Origin of the sequence: Roseovarius sp. D22-M7 (assembly GCF_037083785.1) — a bacterium.
GTDB lineage: Bacteria > Pseudomonadota > Alphaproteobacteria > Rhodobacterales > Rhodobacteraceae > Roseovarius.
Genome location: NZ_JBAPKY010000006.1, coordinates 16,383 through 30,720, shown reverse-complemented (window position 1 = coordinate 30,720; position 14,338 = coordinate 16,383). Strand labels below are relative to the sequence as shown.

At 67.5% G+C, this 14,338-nt stretch carries 14 protein-coding genes; 8 read left to right on the top strand and 6 right to left on the bottom strand.

Annotated features, from left to right (window positions below; all coding sequences use genetic code 11):
- Nucleotides 1-17 precede the first annotated feature (17 nt).
- Entirely contained in the window at nt 18-1,832 is a 1,815-nt protein-coding gene (locus V8324_RS04380; RefSeq protein WP_336418703.1) for a M3 family oligoendopeptidase, read from the bottom strand.
- 145 nt (nt 1,833-1,977) lie between these two features.
- Here V8324_RS04380 and V8324_RS04375 point away from each other — a divergent pair, with 145 nt between their 5' ends.
- Nucleotides 1,978-3,000 (top strand): hypothetical protein, encoded by a 1,023-nt coding sequence (locus tag V8324_RS04375; protein ID WP_336418702.1) that lies wholly within the window; start codon nt 1,978-1,980, stop codon nt 2,998-3,000.
- A 1-nt stretch (nt 3,001) separates the two neighbouring features.
- On the opposite strand, the gene V8324_RS04370 is transcribed toward V8324_RS04375, so the two are convergent.
- Nucleotides 3,002-4,594: an ATP-dependent DNA ligase gene (locus V8324_RS04370; protein ID WP_336418701.1), complete on the bottom strand. Its 1,593-nt coding sequence runs from the start codon at nt 4,592-4,594 to the stop codon at nt 3,002-3,004.
- Nucleotides 4,591-5,586, bottom strand: a complete 996-nt coding sequence (locus V8324_RS04365; RefSeq protein ID WP_336418700.1) for a ligase-associated DNA damage response exonuclease — start codon at nt 5,584-5,586, stop codon at nt 4,591-4,593. The genes V8324_RS04370 and V8324_RS04365 overlap by 4 nt, the downstream gene beginning before the upstream one ends.
- Nucleotides 5,587-5,697: 111 nt before the next feature.
- Here V8324_RS04365 and V8324_RS04360 point away from each other — a divergent pair, with 111 nt between their 5' ends.
- Nucleotides 5,698-6,528 carry a fumarylacetoacetate hydrolase family protein gene (locus V8324_RS04360; RefSeq protein ID WP_336418699.1) on the top strand — a complete coding sequence of 277 codons (831 nt, stop codon included), beginning with the start codon at nt 5,698-5,700 and terminating at the stop codon, nt 6,526-6,528.
- 24 nt (nt 6,529-6,552) lie between these two features.
- On the opposite strand, the gene V8324_RS04355 is transcribed toward V8324_RS04360, so the two are convergent.
- Both V8324_RS04355 and V8324_RS04350 read right to left on the bottom strand, forming a co-directional pair.
- Complete coding sequence (locus V8324_RS04355) at nt 6,553-7,512, bottom strand: alpha/beta hydrolase (RefSeq protein WP_336418698.1); 960 nt, start codon at nt 7,510-7,512, stop codon at nt 6,553-6,555.
- Entirely contained in the window at nt 7,512-7,802 is a 291-nt protein-coding gene (locus V8324_RS04350) for an SCP2 sterol-binding domain-containing protein (RefSeq protein WP_336418697.1), read from the bottom strand. Before V8324_RS04350 ends, V8324_RS04355 begins: the two co-directional genes overlap by 1 nt.
- A 71-nt stretch (nt 7,803-7,873) precedes the next feature.
- On the opposite strand from V8324_RS04350, the gene V8324_RS04345 reads away from it, so the two are divergent.
- The 6 genes from V8324_RS04345 to V8324_RS04320 all read left to right on the top strand — a co-directional run bounded on the left by V8324_RS04345 (nt 7,874) and on the right by V8324_RS04320 (nt 13,480).
- Nucleotides 7,874-8,434 carry a tetratricopeptide repeat protein gene (locus tag V8324_RS04345; RefSeq protein WP_336418696.1) on the top strand — a complete coding sequence of 187 codons (561 nt, stop codon included), beginning with the start codon at nt 7,874-7,876 and terminating at the stop codon, nt 8,432-8,434.
- A gap of 20 nt (nt 8,435-8,454) precedes the next feature.
- Entirely contained in the window at nt 8,455-11,310 is a 2,856-nt protein-coding gene (locus V8324_RS04340; RefSeq protein WP_336418695.1) for a helicase-related protein, read from the top strand.
- 38 nt (nt 11,311-11,348) lie between these two features.
- Entirely contained in the window at nt 11,349-11,936 is a 588-nt protein-coding gene (locus V8324_RS04335) for an NAD(P)H-dependent oxidoreductase (RefSeq protein ID WP_336418694.1), read from the top strand.
- The gene (locus V8324_RS04330) at nt 11,926-12,309 is read left to right on the top strand and encodes an RNA-binding S4 domain-containing protein (RefSeq protein WP_336418693.1); all 384 of its coding nucleotides are present in this window, start codon (nt 11,926-11,928) and stop codon (nt 12,307-12,309) included. Before V8324_RS04335 ends, V8324_RS04330 begins: the two co-directional genes overlap by 11 nt.
- A 52-nt stretch (nt 12,310-12,361) precedes the next feature.
- Nucleotides 12,362-12,700 (top strand): ferredoxin FdxA, encoded by a 339-nt coding sequence (gene fdxA / locus V8324_RS04325; protein ID WP_336418692.1) that lies wholly within the window; start codon nt 12,362-12,364, stop codon nt 12,698-12,700.
- A gap of 270 nt (nt 12,701-12,970) precedes the next feature.
- The gene (locus tag V8324_RS04320; RefSeq protein ID WP_336418691.1) at nt 12,971-13,480 is read left to right on the top strand and encodes a CarD family transcriptional regulator; all 510 of its coding nucleotides are present in this window, start codon (nt 12,971-12,973) and stop codon (nt 13,478-13,480) included.
- A gap of 47 nt (nt 13,481-13,527) precedes the next feature.
- Here the strand turns inward: V8324_RS04320 and cobS are convergent, their stop codons facing one another.
- On the bottom strand, nt 13,528-14,286 hold the full coding sequence (gene cobS, locus V8324_RS04315; RefSeq protein ID WP_336418690.1) for an adenosylcobinamide-GDP ribazoletransferase: 759 nt from the start codon (nt 14,284-14,286) through the stop codon (nt 13,528-13,530).
- Between the last annotated feature and the right edge of the window lie 52 nt (nt 14,287-14,338).

The window sequence follows — 14,338 nt, the reverse complement described above, 5'->3', positions numbered from 1 at the left end:
GGCCATCGCTCGGCCGCTCAGCCCTCCATCGCCTCCAGTTCGTCGATCAGGCGCGAGATCATCGACAGCCCCTTGTCCCAGAAGGCCGGGTCCGAGGCGTCGAGGCCGAAGGGCGCCAGCAGCTCGCTGTGGTGCTTGGAGCCGCCCGCTTTCAGCATCTCGAAATACTTGTCCTGGAAGCCGTCGGGATTTTCTTCGTAGACCGCGTAGAGCGCGTTCACCAGCCCGTCACCGAAGGCATAGGCGTAGACGTAGAAGGGCGAATGCACGAAATGCGGGATATAGGCCCAGAACGTCTCGTAGCCGTCCATGAAATCGAACGCGGGTCCGAGGCTTTCGGCCTGCACCGACATCCACAGCGCGTTGATGTCGTCGGGCGTCAACTCGCCCTCGCGGCGCGCGGCGTGCAGCTTGCATTCGAAATCGTAGAAGGCGATCTGGCGGACCACGGTGTTGATCATGTCCTCGACCTTGCCGGCCAGCATCACCTTGCGCTCGGCATCGGTCTCGGCGCCGTCAAGCATCCGGCGGAAGGTCAGCATCTCGCCGAACACGCTGGCCGTTTCCGCCAGCGTCAGCGGGGTCGAGGACAGCAACTCGCCCTGATCGGCGGCCAGAACCTGGTGCACGCCGTGGCCCAATTCATGGGCCAGCGTCATCACGTCGCGCGGTTTGCCCAGGTAGTTGAGCATCACGTAGGGATGCACATCCGTGACCGTGGGATGCGCGAAGGCGCCGGGCGCCTTGCCCGGCTTGACGCCGGCATCGATCCAGCCCTTCTCGAAGAACGGCTTGGCGAGATCGGCCATGCGCGGATCGAAGGCCGCGTAGGCGTTCATCACGGTTTCCTGTGCCGCGTCCCAGCCGACGGTGCGGGTTTCCTCCATCGGCAGGGGGGCGTTGCGGTCCCAGACCTGCATCCGGTCGACGCCCAGCCACTTGCGCTTGAGCTCGTAATAGCGGTGCGACAGTTTCGGATAGGCCGCGACCACCGCGTCGCGCAGCGCCTCGACGACCTCGGGCTCTACGTCATTGGAAAGGTGCCGCCCTGTCTGCGGCGTGGGCATCTCGCGCCAGCGGTCGATCACCTCCTTTTCCTTGGCGGTGGTGTTGTGCACGCGGCTGAACGTGCGGATGTTCTCGCCAAAGACCCGCGCCAGTTCGCGCGCTGCCGCTTCCCGTTTGCTGCGATCCTGTTCGGTCAGCAGGTTGAGCGTGCCTTCGATGCCCAGATCCTCGCCATCGACGGTGAAGGTCAGCGCGGCGATCGTCTCGTCGAAAAGCCGTTCCCACGCGTCGCCGACGACGCCCATGTCGTGCAGGAATTTCTCGAGCTCGTCGGATAGCTGGTAGGGCTTCATCGCGCGGATGCGGCGGATGACCGGCGCGTAGCGCGCGAGATCTTCGTTCTCGGCATACATCGCGTCCAGCCTGTCCTCGTCCAGCCGGTTGAGTTCCAGTGAGAAGAAGACCAGCGGGGTCGTGTAGGTCGTCACCTTCTCCTGGCAGTCGGACAGGAATTTCGCCCGCGCGCTGTCGGTGGTCTGCTGGTAGTAGCGCAGCCCGGCATAGGACATGATCCGCCCCGCCGTGCGGCTCAGCGCCTCGTCGCGCTGCAGGCAGTCGAGCAGGCCCGCGGCGTCCAGCGTGTCGAGCTGGCCCTCGTAATCATCCGCGAAATGCTTGCAGGCCTGTTCCAGCCATTCGAGATCGCGGGCCAGTTCAGGTGCATCGGGCGAGGTGTAGAGATCGCTCAGGTCCCATTCCGGCAGGTCGCCGAGGTTCCGGTCGCCGGAGGTGGCGTTCGCGTCGCGGACGGGGGTGATGGTCATGGGCGGCTCCTTGGTTCTTGCGTTCGCGCAAGACGTAGCGCGCGCGGCGCTTCAAGTATACGCGCCGCGCCGCGATCCGTCGAAAAAATTGTTCCCGGACGGGCGAATCCCTGTATCATCAGTCGCAAAAAGGGAGGAATTGACGATGGCTGAAATTTTGAAGAACCCCGTGGTGACCGGTGTCGGTGGCGCGGTTGCCGGGCTTGCCGTGGGGGCGCTTCTGTCGCTGTCCACGATCGACGCCAAGATCGGCGCAAGCATCGATGAGGCGATGGACGGGATCGCGGCGCTTGTCGCCGGCGAAGAGGCCGCGATGGACGGCGTGACCGCGCGTCTTGAGGCGCTGGAAGAGGCGGTGGAGGTGTCTTCGGGCGCGGTCGCCGCGCTGGACGAGACCGTCTCGGACCAGGCGGGCGCGGTCGCGACCCTTGCCGAGCGGATGCCCGGGGATCTTGGCGCGGATCTTGGCGCGCGGATCTCGGCGCTCGAGGCGCGGATCGACACCGCCGCCGCCGATCTGGGCAGCACGATCGCGGACACGGCCACGGCGCAGACCGAGACCCTGCGCGCCGCGTTGCAGGCGCAGCCCGCGCCGGCGCCCGCGCCCGAGACCGAGACGACAAGCGCGGAGACGGACGGCGCCGAGGATGCGTCGCGCGTGGCGTTGCCGGAAGGCCTGCGCATGGAAGGCGAGGCGCGCGGTGTCGGCGAGACATTCGTGCTGGCCGATGGCTCCGTGCGCGCCTTCGTGCAGCGCGCCGATGCGCAGGCGGGCCGCGCGCAGTTGTCGGTCAACCGCGTGTCGTCGGATCTGGCCGTGGGCGAGACCGTGGTCGTGTCGCATGCGGGCGGCGCCTGCCGCGTGGGCGTGGCCGCGGTCACCGGGGCCGGCGTGCGGATCGGGTCGGATTGCAACACGCCCGCGGAGGGCGCCGCACTTGGCGACGCCTATGCGCCCGGCAATCTCGCGATGCTGGCCGACGGGCAGCTTCGGGTCTTCGTGTCGGGCATCTTCGGCGACGAGGCGCGGCTGGCGATCAACGGCCTCGAGACCCGGCGCGTCCGCGTCGGCGACACGCAGTCGGTGACCATGGGCGAGGCGAGCTGTTCGGTCACCGTCAACGGCATCCGCGGCAACTCGGTGCTGCTCACGGGCGGGTGCGCGTGATCTAGCCGTAGCTCTCGAGCATGGCCCGCAGGTCGGCAAGCGTATTGGCCTCGGCCACCGGCTTGTCGTGACGCCAGCGGGCCATGCGCGGAAATCGCAGCGCCACCCCGGACTTGTGCCGCGGACTGGCCTGGATGCCCTCGAACGCGATCTCGAAGACGTGCTCCGGGCGGACCTGCCGCACCGGGCCGAAGCGTTCTTGCGTGTTGCGGCGCACCCAGGCTGTGATCTGGCGGAACTCGGCATCGGTTAGACCCGAATAGGCCTTGGTAAACGGGACCAGCGCATTGCCGTCCCAGACCGCGAAGGTGAAATCGGTGAACAGGTTGGCGCGCCGACCGTGGCCCTGCTGCGCGTAGATCATCACGGCATCGATGGTCAGCGGGTCGAGCTTCCATTTCCACCAGTCGCCCTTCTTGCGACCGGCATGGTAGGGTCCTTGGCGGCGTTTCAGCATCAGGCCTTCGGTGCGGCGACGGCGCGCGGTGGCGCGGGTGGTGGCAAGGTCGGCCCAGTCGTCGAACGGCACCAATGGCGAGGGGCGCAGCGGCGCGTCTTCGGGCGGATCGTGCAGAAGCGCTTCGAGCCGCGCGCGGCGGTCTGCGAAGGGCGTCTCGCGCAGGTCGTGCCCGGCCTCCTCCAAGAGGTCATAGGCCATCAGGATCACCGGCGCCTCTCGCAGCAGCTTCTTCGGCACGGTCTTGCGGGTGATGCGTTTCTGCAAGGCGGCAAAGGGAAGGGGGCCATCTTCGTCATGCGCCAATAGCTCGCCATCGAGAACCGTTCCGTCGGGCAGTACCTCGTGCAACCCGGCGAGTTCGGGGAAGCGGTCGGTCATCAACTCCTCGCCGCGCGACCAGACAAAGCATTGCCCGCCGCGGACGATCACCTGCCCGCGGATGCCGTCCCATTTCCATTCCGCCAGCCAGTCGGCCGGCGGCCCGAGGCCCTCGGGCCCGTCCTCGAGCCCGTAGGCGAGGCAGAACGGGTAGGGGCGCGACAGGTCGTCGGCCTGATGATGGCTTTCGATCAGGGCGGTCCATGTCGTCGTGTCGGGCGTCCAGTCTCCCATCAGGCGGTGCGCCAGTTCGGCCTCGTCGCGGCCGGTGGCCTGCGCCAGCGCGCGGGTCATCAGCTTGCGGCTGATTCCGATGCGGAAGCCGCCGGTCAGCAGCTTGTTGAACACCAGCCGTTCCAGCGGCTCCATCGCGTCCCAGGCCGCGAGTATGCGTCTCTTGCGCGTTGCCTCGTCGGCTTCATTCAGCGCGCGGAGCCGGTCGATCCATGCGCTCAGGCTGGCGTCGTGGGTCGTGCCGGGGGCGGGCAGCACCAGCGCGATGGTCTCGGCCAGATCGCCGACGATGGGATAGGTTTCCTCGAACAGCCAGAGCGGTATCCCGGCCCGCTCGGCCGCCCATTCGCGCAGCCGCGTGGTGGTGATCGCGCGTTTGGGCCGGCGGCCGGAGAAAAGCGCGATGGTCCACAGGCGGTCATCTTCGGGCGCGTCGCGGAAATAGGCGGCCAGCGCGGCGACCTTGGTATTGGTTCGGGTGGTCTGGTCGAGCGTGCTGAAGAGATCGGCGAAGCGTTTCATGCCTCGTCCTCCAGCGTTTCGCCGGTAAACTCGGTCTGCACGATATCCGCGTCATAGCCCTGCTCGGTCAGCCAGCGGGCGAAGATCGACGTGTAGCCGTGCGTGACGTGGATGTGGCTCGCCCCGGTCTCGGCGATGGCACGGTTGAGCCCGGCCCAGTCGGCGTGGTCCGAGAGGACGAAGCCGCGATCGGCCGCCCGTCGGCGGCGCACGCCGCGCAGCCGCATCCAGCCGCTGGCAAACCCGGTCGAGGCGGGCCGAAAGCGCCGCGCCCATGGTCCCGACAGCGCCCCCGGCGGGGCCAGCACCAACGCCCCGCGCCGCTGCTTGGGGTCCATGTCGGGGGTGACATATTCTGTATCCGGCAGGGCGATGCCCTGGCCGCGCATCACCGCGTTGGTGTTCTCTATCGCGCCATGCGTCAGGATCGGTGCGATGCCGGGGTCGAGAAGCCCGAGCACGCGCTGCGCCTTGCCCAGGGCGTAGGCGCCCAGCAGGCTGAACCGGCCAACGGCCGCGTTGGCCGCCCACCATCCGTTGATCTCGGCGGCGACATCGGCCTCTGCCGGCCAGTCGAAGACCGGCAGGCCGAAGGTGCATTCGGTGACGAAATGGTGACAGCGCACCGGCTCGAACGGGGTCGAGAGCGCGTCGGCGCCGAGCTTGTAATCGCCCGACACCACCCAGACCTCGCCGCCCACCTCGACGCGGATCTGCGCAGAGCCGGGCACGTGGCCCGCGGGGTGGAACGACACGGTCGCGCCGCCGATCCGTCGGGTTTCACCGTAGCGGATGGTGTCGAGGGTAATCTCGCCCAGACGGTGGCGCATCACCGGGGCGGCAAGATCCGTGGCGAGATACGCGCCGTGCCCCTCGCGGGCGTGATCGGCATGCCCGTGGGTGATCAGCGCGCGGGCGACCGGCCGCCACGGGTCGATGTGGAAATCGCCGGCGCGGCAGTAGATGCCCTCGGGGGTGAATGTCAGTGCCATTAGCTAAGGATAAACCATGTGGCGCGGGCGACCAGCCTCTTGCGATACGGCATCGGCCTTGTATTCTTTACGGGTCAGATAACCGGACCAATCCGATCAGGGGGACAGCAGATGCGGTTTGTGAGATATGGCGCGGTCGGGCAGGAACAGCCCGCCGTTCTGGACGCCGACGGTGAGTTGCGCGACCTGAGCGGCGTGGTGCCCGACCTGGCCGGCGGCGTGCTGGCGGATCTGCCAAGGATCAACCCGCAAAGCCTGCCGCGCGTGCCGGGCAATCCGCGCATCGGCCCGCCGGTGGGGCGCGTCGGCAAGCTGGTCTGCATCGGGCTCAACTATTCCGATCACGCGGCAGAGCTTGGCGTGGACCCGCCCGACGATCCGGTGGTCTTTCTCAAGGCGACTTCGGCGATCGGCGGGCCGAACGATCCGGTGATCATGCCGCGCGGCGCGCAAAAGGTCGACTGGGAGGTGGAGCTTGGCATCGTCATCGGGCAGCGTGCGAAATACGTGACCGAGGCGCAGGCGCCGCGCCAAGTGGCGGGCTACACCATCGTCAACGACGTCTCCGAACGCGCGCTGCAACTCGAACGGTCCGGGCAGTGGACCAAGGGCAAGAGTTGCGACAGCTTCGCGCCGATGGGGCCTTGGCTGGTGACGCCCGACGAGGTGGGCGACGTGCACGCGCTCGACCTGTCGGTGGACGTGAACGATGCGCGCATGCAGAGCGGCAACACCGACCGGATGGTCTTCACCGTGCCCGCGATCGTGTCCTATCTCAGCGAGTTGATGACGCTGCATCCCGGAGACGTGATCGCCACCGGCACGCCGCCGGGGGTGGGCATGGGCCACAGGCCGCCGCGGTTCCTGAAAGAAGGCGACGAGATGGTGCTGAAAATCTCGGGCCTGGGCGAACAGCGGGTGACGGTGCGGGCCGAAGGGTAGGGCCGCGGCCGGGCGCCAGACTTCTCAGGAGACGGCGACGGCATCCTTTTCGCGGGATCTCTCGAAGAAATCGCAGAGCAGGCCGAACAGGCGCGCCTGTGTCGCCTCACCCTCCATCAGCGTCTCGTGCCGGCCGCCTTGGACCATCTCGAGATGCCCGCGCGGCCAGCGCGCCATGCGGTCGGTCACGCGCGGCACGTCGACGATGTCCTCGTCCGTGCCGAGGATGGTCAGGCAGGGCAGGTCGGGCGAGGGGCGCTGCGCCAGCGCCCGCGTCTCGCGCAGCGCCTCGTAGAGCCAGCGCAGGCTCGGCCCGCCGAGGCCGAGCTCGGGATGCGCGCCGAGCTGGCGTGCCATGTACTGCCACATGTCGCGGTCGCCGGTCAGCTTGTTGGTCTCGAACGGTTCGGTCAGCACGTAGTGATCGGCGGTGGTGCCGGGGGCGTAGCGGTGGCTGAGTCCCACCTGGTGGCTGCCCCAGGCCAGCCACCACGCCACGGGGCGCAGTGCCTCGGCCATCTTGATGCCCCACATCGGGCTGGAAAAGGCGCAGCCTTGCACGTCGAGCCCGTCCATCACGGCGCGCAGGCCGATGCAGCCGCCCATCGAATGCGCCAGCAGGTACCACGGGCGCGGCAGGTCGAGCCGCGCCGCGGTCTCTGTCATCGCCGCCACGTCGTACTGGTAATCGGGGAAGTGATGCACATGGCCGGACATCACGTCGTCGAGCAGCCGGTCCGCCAGTCCTTGGCCGCGCCAGTCGATCGCGAGGCTGGCATAGCCGCACCTGGCCAGCGCCCGCGCGGCGCGGCCGTATTTTTCGACATATTCGGTGCGGCCCGGAAAGATCAGGACGGTGCCCTTGGGGGCCTCGCGGTTCCACAGGCCGACGCGCAGGCGCAAATCGTCGCGCGCGGTGACCCACCATGCGGCGCCATCCGCAGGGCCGTCGGCCACATCGGCAAAGAGCGGCGCGGGGTCCATCAGGCCAGGACGCTGCCCAGCTTCATCGCCAGCCCCATGTCGCCATCGACGCTGAGCCGCCCGGACATGAACGCCGCCGTGGGATCGAGGTCGCCCTGCAGGATCGATTCGAACGTGTCGGCATCCGCGGTGAGGGTCACGTCGGCAGCCTCGTCGGCGGCGCGGGCGCCGTCCGAATCGATCACCACACTGCCTTCGCCCTCGATGACGAATTTCGCGGTTCCGTCGAAGCCCTCGTCGCCCATCTTCTCGTTGAGGGCCTTCACGGCCGCATTGATCACGTCACTCATTGGCGCTTCCTTTCACAATCGCGATGCCGGGGGGTTTGAATCCCGGTATTCTGCATTAAACTAATCGCATCATGGGTGTTGTTTTCATCAATCTCAAGCGTATCCTCGCGGCATGGCTGGCAGCGCTTGCGTTTTGCCTGCCCGCAACAGCCGGGCAGGACAAGCTCGACGATCTGCTGGCACGGCTGCCCGAGGCCGAGCCTTCGGAGGCGCGCAAGCTTGCTGCCGAGATCGAGATGGAATGGTCGAAATCCGGCTCTGCGGCCATGGACCTGTTGCTGCGGCGCGGCCGGGACGCGATCGAGGCCGGCGAGCTTGACGCGGCGGTCGAGCATCTCGGCGCGCTGACAGATCACGCGCCGGGCTTCGCCGAGGCGTGGCACCTGCGGTCGGTGGCGTTCTTCAAGCAGGACCGCTACGGGCTGGCACTGGCCGATATCGGACGCGCGCTGGCGCTGGAGCCGCGCCATTTCAACGTGATCTTCGGTCTCGGCGTGCTGCTCGAAGAGCTGGGACGGTATCAGCTGGCGCATGAGGCCTTCACGCGCGTCGAGGCTATACATCCGCATCACGAGAACGTATCCAGCGCACGCGAGCGTGTGGCCCGGAAACTGGGCGGGGCGGAACTCTGACGGCATAAGGAACGCGGCGGATGTCGGAGCAATCGAGAACCCTCGCGGTTCTGGGTCCCACCAATACAGGCAAGACGCATTTCGCCATCGAGCGGATGCTGGGCTATCGCACCGGGCTGATCGGCCTGCCGCTGCGCCTGCTGGCGCGCGAGGTCTATGACCGGATCGTGGCGGTGCGCGGCCCGTCGGTGGTGGCACTGGTCACCGGCGAAGAGCGCATCGTGCCCGCCCGCCCGCAGTACTGGGTCTGCACCGTCGAGGCGATGCCGGAGGGCATGGGCACCGATTTCGTCGCCATCGACGAGATCCAGCTTTGCGCCGATCCCGAGCGCGGGCATGTCTTCACCGACCGGCTGCTGCGGATGCGCGGCCAGCACGAGACGCAGTTCCTGGGCAGTCACACCATGCGCGGCGTCATCGCCAGCCTCGTGCCCGAGGTCGAGTTCCTGAACCGCGACCGGATGTCGCAGCTGAGCTACGCGGGGCCCAAGAAGATCGCCAAGATGCCGCCGCGCAGCGCGATCGTCGGGTTCTCGGTGGAAAACGTCTATGCCATGGCCGAGTTGCTGCGCCGTCAGAAGGGCGGCGCCGCCGTGGTGATGGGCGCGCTGTCGCCGCGCACCCGCAACGCGCAGGTCGAGCTTTATCAGAACGGCGACGTGGATTACCTCGTGGCGACCGACGCCATCGGCATGGGGCTGAACCTCGACATCAACCATGTCGCGTTCTCGTCGCTGTCGAAATTCGACGGGCGGCGGATGCGGGCGCTTTATCCCAACGAGCTGGGGCAGATCGCCGGGCGTGCGGGCCGCGGCATGACCAACGGCACCTTCGGAGTGACCGGCGAGGCGCCGGACCTTGATCCCGATCTCGCGCAGGCGATCACCGAGCATCGCTTCGCCCCGATCCGCAAGCTGGAATGGCGCAACGCGCGGCTCAGCTTCGGATCCACCGACGCGCTGGTCGCCTCGCTCGAGGCGCGGCCCGAGCACGATCTGCTGGCGCGCACCCGCGAATCGGATGATCTCGGCGCGCTCAAGACGCTGGCCGAGCAGCCCGAGGTTGCCGCCCGGGCGACCGCGGCGCCCGCGGTGCGGCTTTTGTGGGATGTCTGCCGCATCCCCGACTTCCGCGGCATCAGCCATGTCGAGCATGCGGGGCTGCTGGAGCGCATCTTTTGCGACCTGCACGAGGGGGGCCGGGTGCCCGATGACTGGCTGGCGCGGCAGATCGGCCGCATCGACCGGACCGACGGCGATATCGACACCCTGTCCAAGCGTCTGGCATATATCCGCACATGGACCTATGTCGCGCAGCGAAAGGGCTGGGTCGGGGACGAAAACCATTGGCGCGGCGAGACGCGCGCGGTAGAAGACCGACTGTCGGATGCGCTGCACGAGCGTTTGACCCAGAGATTTGTGGACCGGCGCACATCCGTGCTCTTGCGCCGGCTCAAGCAGAAGGAGGCCATGGTGGCCGAGGTAAGTGATCAGGGCGACGTCACCGTCGAGGGCGAATTCGTCGGACGTCTCGAGGGCTTCCGCTTCATGCAGGACAAAACCGCCGCCGCCCAGGAGGCGCGCACCCTGCAGCAGGCCAGCCTGCAGGCACTGGCACCGCATTTCCATCTCAAGGCGGACCGCTTCTACAACGCACCCGATCCAGAGATCGACTTCACCGAGCAGGGCGGGCTTTTATGGGGCAAGGAGGCCGTGGGCAAGCTGACGCCGGGGCCGGACCCGCTGAAGCCGCAAGTCGTGGCCTTCGTCGATGACGAGGCCGGCGCGGATGTGGCCCAGAAGGTGCAGCGGCGCCTTCAGCATTTCATCGACCGCCGGATCGCCACGCTGTTCGAGCCGCTGATGACCCTGCAACGCGACGAGACGCTGACCGGCGAGGCGCGCGGTTTCGGCTTTCGCATGGTCGAGGCCATGGGCATCATCCCGCGCGCCACGGTCGCAGCCGAGGTCAAGGCGCTCGATCAGGGCGCGCGCGGCGCGCTGCGCAAGCACGGCATCCGCTTCGGCCAGTTCACGGTGTTCATGCCGGCGCTGCTGAAACCCGCGCCCACGCGACTGCGGCTGGTGCTGTGGTCGCTGGCCCAGGGCCTCGACCAGTTCCCCGAGGCGCCGCCGCCGGGCCTCGTGACGATGCCTGTGCAACCCGATGCGCCCGAGGGGTATCACGACATGGCCGGCTACCGCGCCGCCGGCACGCGGGCGATCCGCATCGACATGCTGGAACGGCTGGCCGACATGCTGCGCGCCGAGGACGGGCGCGGCGGGTTCGAGGCCAAGGCGGACATGCTGTCGATCACCGGCATGACGCTGGAACAGTTCGCGGAGCTGATGCAGGGCCTCGGCTACAAGGCCGAACGCGGCGAGCGCGAAAAGGTCAAGCCGGTCGATCAGGCGCTGGCCGAAGCCCCCGCCGACGCCGCGGCGGCCGCCGAGGATCCCGCGCCGGAAAGCCCGCTCGACGCGGTCGCCGAGATCCCAGATCAGGGCGAGGCCCCGATCGCGGCCGACCCCGAGGCAGAGCCCGAAGCGGTGCCCGAGATCCCCGACACCCCCGAAGAGGAGGTCGCGCCCGGCGAGACCCCCGAGACGGCGACCCCCGAGATCGAGGTCTATTACACCTTCACATGGGCGCCGCGCGCCAACCGGCCGGCCGAGGGCGGGCGCGCGAAATCGCGGAAACCCCAAGCGCAGGGCAAACCAAAGGGCAAGCCCGGCAGCCGCGCCCGGAAACCGCAGGAAGGCGCCGCCAAGGGCCCAGCGGACCGCCCAGAGAACACCCGACCCGAGAAGAAAGAGCGCATCGATCCCGACAATCCCTTCGCGGCGGCGCTGATGGGGTTGAAGACCAGGAGGTGAGTCCCGGGCCGTAGCCGCCCGTCAGGGCAGGAGCAAGCATGGCACGTCGCATCGCCGTCATTCAGGGCCATCCCGATCCGGAGGGCGGGCATTTCTGTCACGCGTTGGCGGATGCTTACCGGGATGGGGCTTCGGCCGCCGGACACGCCGTTGACCTGATCGACACGGCTCGGATGGATCTGCCCTATATCCGCAACAAGGCCCAATGGGACGCCCCGCCCACCGACGAGCGTATCTTGCAAATGCAGCGGGCCGTGGGCGCAGCGGATCACCTGTTGATCCTCTATCCGCTCTGGCTTGGCGACATGCCGGCGGTCCTGAAATCCGCGCTTGAACACCTGTCCTGCGGCGGATTCGTGATGGCGGTGGATGAGAGCGGTCACTGGCAGGCCAAGCTGAAGGGCAAATCGGCGCGCGTGGTGGTGACGATGGGCATGCCGGCGCTGGTCTACCGGCTTTTCTTCCTCTCGCATTCGCTCAAGAGCCTCGAGCGCAACATCCTCAAATTCGCCGGCGTGAAGCCGGTGCGCACGACCCTCATGGGGCAGGTCGACGGCGAGCGCCGCAAGGCACAGCGCGAGGCCTGGCTGGCGCAGATGCGGCGTCTTGGCAGCAATGCAGCCTGATCCGCGCGCATCCATCCGCCTCGACAAATGGCTGTGGCATGCGCGGTTCTTCAAGACGCGCAGCCTGGCCGCGCGTCAGGTGAGTTCCGGGCATGTGCGAGTCAACGGAAAGCGGGTTTCGAAACCGGCCCATGCGGTCGGCGCACAGGACGTGCTGACCTTTGTGCAGGGCGACGCGGTCAAGGTGGTCCGGGTGCGCGATCCCGGCACGCGGCGCGGCCCGGCGCCCGAGGCGCAGACGCTTTACGAGGATCTGACAGAGCCCGCGCCGCGCGACACCGCGCCGCCCGCGCCCAAATACGAGGGCAAGGGAAGGCCCACCAAGCGCGACCGCCGCAAACTGGATCTCGATAAACGCGGACCGCTTGAATGATCTGTCCCACTGGACTACGTCAGCGCAGATCCGGACAGCATGAGAGACGGCCATGACCTATATCGTCAACGATAACTGCATCGCCTGCAAATACACCGACTGCGTCGAGGTCTGTCCGGTGGATTGCTTCTACGAGGGCGAGACCATGCTGGTCATCCATCCCGACGAATGCATCGATTGTGGTGTCTGCGAACCGGAATGCCCCGCCGACGCGATCCGCCCGGACACCGAGCCGGAGATGGAAAAATGGGTCGAGTTCAACCGCAAGTATTCCGAGATGTGGCCGGTCATCGTCACCAAGAAGGACCCGCTGCCCGAAGCCGAGGAGCGCGACGGCGAAACCGGCAAGCTGGAGAAGTACTTTACCGAGGCCCCCGGCGAGGGGGGCTGATCGCGCGCCTGACCCGCGATGCCACCCGTATCGCGGCGAAATCGACGCGCAAAAGCGCCGAAAACGCGCGTATCGGCGATACGCGCCCTTTCGTATGCGTGCTTTTTGTGCTACACAATTCATCTATTAGAAGAGAAATCCGTGACGGCACCTTTCAGCGTCCTGCTGTGGGGTGCGTGACAAAGACATTGACGCATGATCCCGGGCCGAAAATGGCTCGTGGTTCGTGTGTCTTTGTGTAGTCCAGTACCTTGCGAGGAAACAAACCGAATGTCCAAATCCAGGAAGACCGAGTTTCGCCCCGATGACTATGTCGTGTATCCCGCGCATGGCGTGGGTCAGATCATGTCCATCGAGCAGCAGGAAATCGCCGGCATCACGCTGGAGCTTTTCGTGATCTCGTTCGAGAAGGACAAGATGACCCTGCGGGTGCCGACCGACAAGGCGACGGAGATCGGGATGCGCAGCCTGTCCACGCCCGAGGTGATCTCGAAGGCGATGGTCACGCTCAAGGGCAAGGCCAAGGTCAAGCGCGCGATGTGGTCGCGGCGGGCGCAGGAATACGAACAGAAGATCAACTCGGGCGATCTGATCGCGATCGCCGAGGTGGTGCGCGACCTGCACCGCAATGACGAACAGCGCGAGCAGAGCTATTCCGAGCGTCAGCTCTACGAGGCCGCGCTGGAGCGTCTGACCCGCGAGGTTGCCGCCGTCGCCGGTGGCGACGAGGTGCAGGCCGCCAAGCAGGTCGACGATGTGCTGATCACCCGCGCCGCGTGATTCCTGGTGAAATTCGTGTCAGGCCGCGCCTTCGGGCGCGGCCTTCTTCATGCCAGCAGGCTGAACAGAATCGCGATCTCGACGCTCTGTTGCGTGGCCCCCAAGATATCGCCGGTCTGACCGCCGATCCTGGCGTGAGCGATCCGGGCAATAAGGGCGGCGACGACCACCGCCCAGATCACCGCCCAGAGGCCTGCACCCCCGGTCAGCAGAAGGGCCGCGATGCAGCCGAGGCCTAGGCCGACCGCCGCCGTGGCGGGGCGGGGTCGTCCCTGGCTGTGCGACAAGCCCGTTGCGCGCGCATGCGGCACGGTGGCCATCACGCAGGGCATCAGCGCCCGCGACAGCGCGGCGCTTGCCAGCAAAGCGGCACTTGCCGGGCCGGGGCCTTGCGCGAACAAGAGCCACAGCGCCCCCCACCGCGCGCCCAGTGACAGGCACAGCGCGATCACCCCGTAGGTGCCGATATGGCTGTCCTTCATGATCTCGAGCCTGCGTTCGCGCGTCCAGCCGCCCCAGAGCCCATCGGCGGTATCGGCCAGCCCGTCCTCGTGCAGGGCGCCGCTGCAGACGATCAGCAGCGCCAGCGCCACCAGCGCGGCGAGGGGCAGGGGTAACCCGGACCAGACCGCGACCGCGCCGCCGAGCGCGGCCAGCCCGCCGATCACGAGGCCGGCCAGCGGATAGGCCCAAGCCGCCCGCGCGCCCCGGTCATGCGAGGTGGCGCGCGCCGGCAGCCGGCTGAGAAGCGTCAGCGCCTGTGACACGTCGCGCGCGCGCATGAGGGCGGTGTCGATTTCTGCCATGCGGGGGCCTTTTCGGGTGGGGCGGGGCTGGTCGCTGCGATACAGAAGGGCA

Bases quoted from the DNA above. Each gene is read 5' to 3' on its own strand.
- V8324_RS04380 (WP_336418703.1), bottom strand. From the start codon at position 1,832: ATGACCATCACCCCCGTCCGCGACGCGAACGCCACCTCCGGCGACCGG.
- V8324_RS04375 (WP_336418702.1), top strand. From the start codon at position 1,978: ATGGCTGAAATTTTGAAGAACCCCGTGGTGACCGGTGTCGGTGGCGCG.
- V8324_RS04370 (WP_336418701.1), bottom strand. From the start codon at position 4,594: ATGAAACGCTTCGCCGATCTCTTCAGCACGCTCGACCAGACCACCCGA.
- V8324_RS04365 (WP_336418700.1), bottom strand. From the start codon at position 5,586: ATGGCACTGACATTCACCCCCGAGGGCATCTACTGCCGCGCCGGCGAT.
- V8324_RS04360 (WP_336418699.1), top strand. From the start codon at position 5,698: ATGCGGTTTGTGAGATATGGCGCGGTCGGGCAGGAACAGCCCGCCGTT.
- V8324_RS04355 (WP_336418698.1), bottom strand. From the start codon at position 7,512: ATGGACCCCGCGCCGCTCTTTGCCGATGTGGCCGACGGCCCTGCGGAT.
- V8324_RS04350 (WP_336418697.1), bottom strand. From the start codon at position 7,802: ATGAGTGACGTGATCAATGCGGCCGTGAAGGCCCTCAACGAGAAGATG.
- V8324_RS04345 (WP_336418696.1), top strand. From the start codon at position 7,874: ATGGGTGTTGTTTTCATCAATCTCAAGCGTATCCTCGCGGCATGGCTG.
- V8324_RS04340 (WP_336418695.1), top strand. From the start codon at position 8,455: ATGTCGGAGCAATCGAGAACCCTCGCGGTTCTGGGTCCCACCAATACA.
- V8324_RS04335 (WP_336418694.1), top strand. From the start codon at position 11,349: ATGGCACGTCGCATCGCCGTCATTCAGGGCCATCCCGATCCGGAGGGC.
- V8324_RS04330 (WP_336418693.1), top strand. From the start codon at position 11,926: ATGCAGCCTGATCCGCGCGCATCCATCCGCCTCGACAAATGGCTGTGG.
- fdxA (WP_336418692.1), top strand. From the start codon at position 12,362: ATGACCTATATCGTCAACGATAACTGCATCGCCTGCAAATACACCGAC.
- V8324_RS04320 (WP_336418691.1), top strand. From the start codon at position 12,971: ATGTCCAAATCCAGGAAGACCGAGTTTCGCCCCGATGACTATGTCGTG.
- cobS (WP_336418690.1), bottom strand. From the start codon at position 14,286: ATGGCAGAAATCGACACCGCCCTCATGCGCGCGCGCGACGTGTCACAG.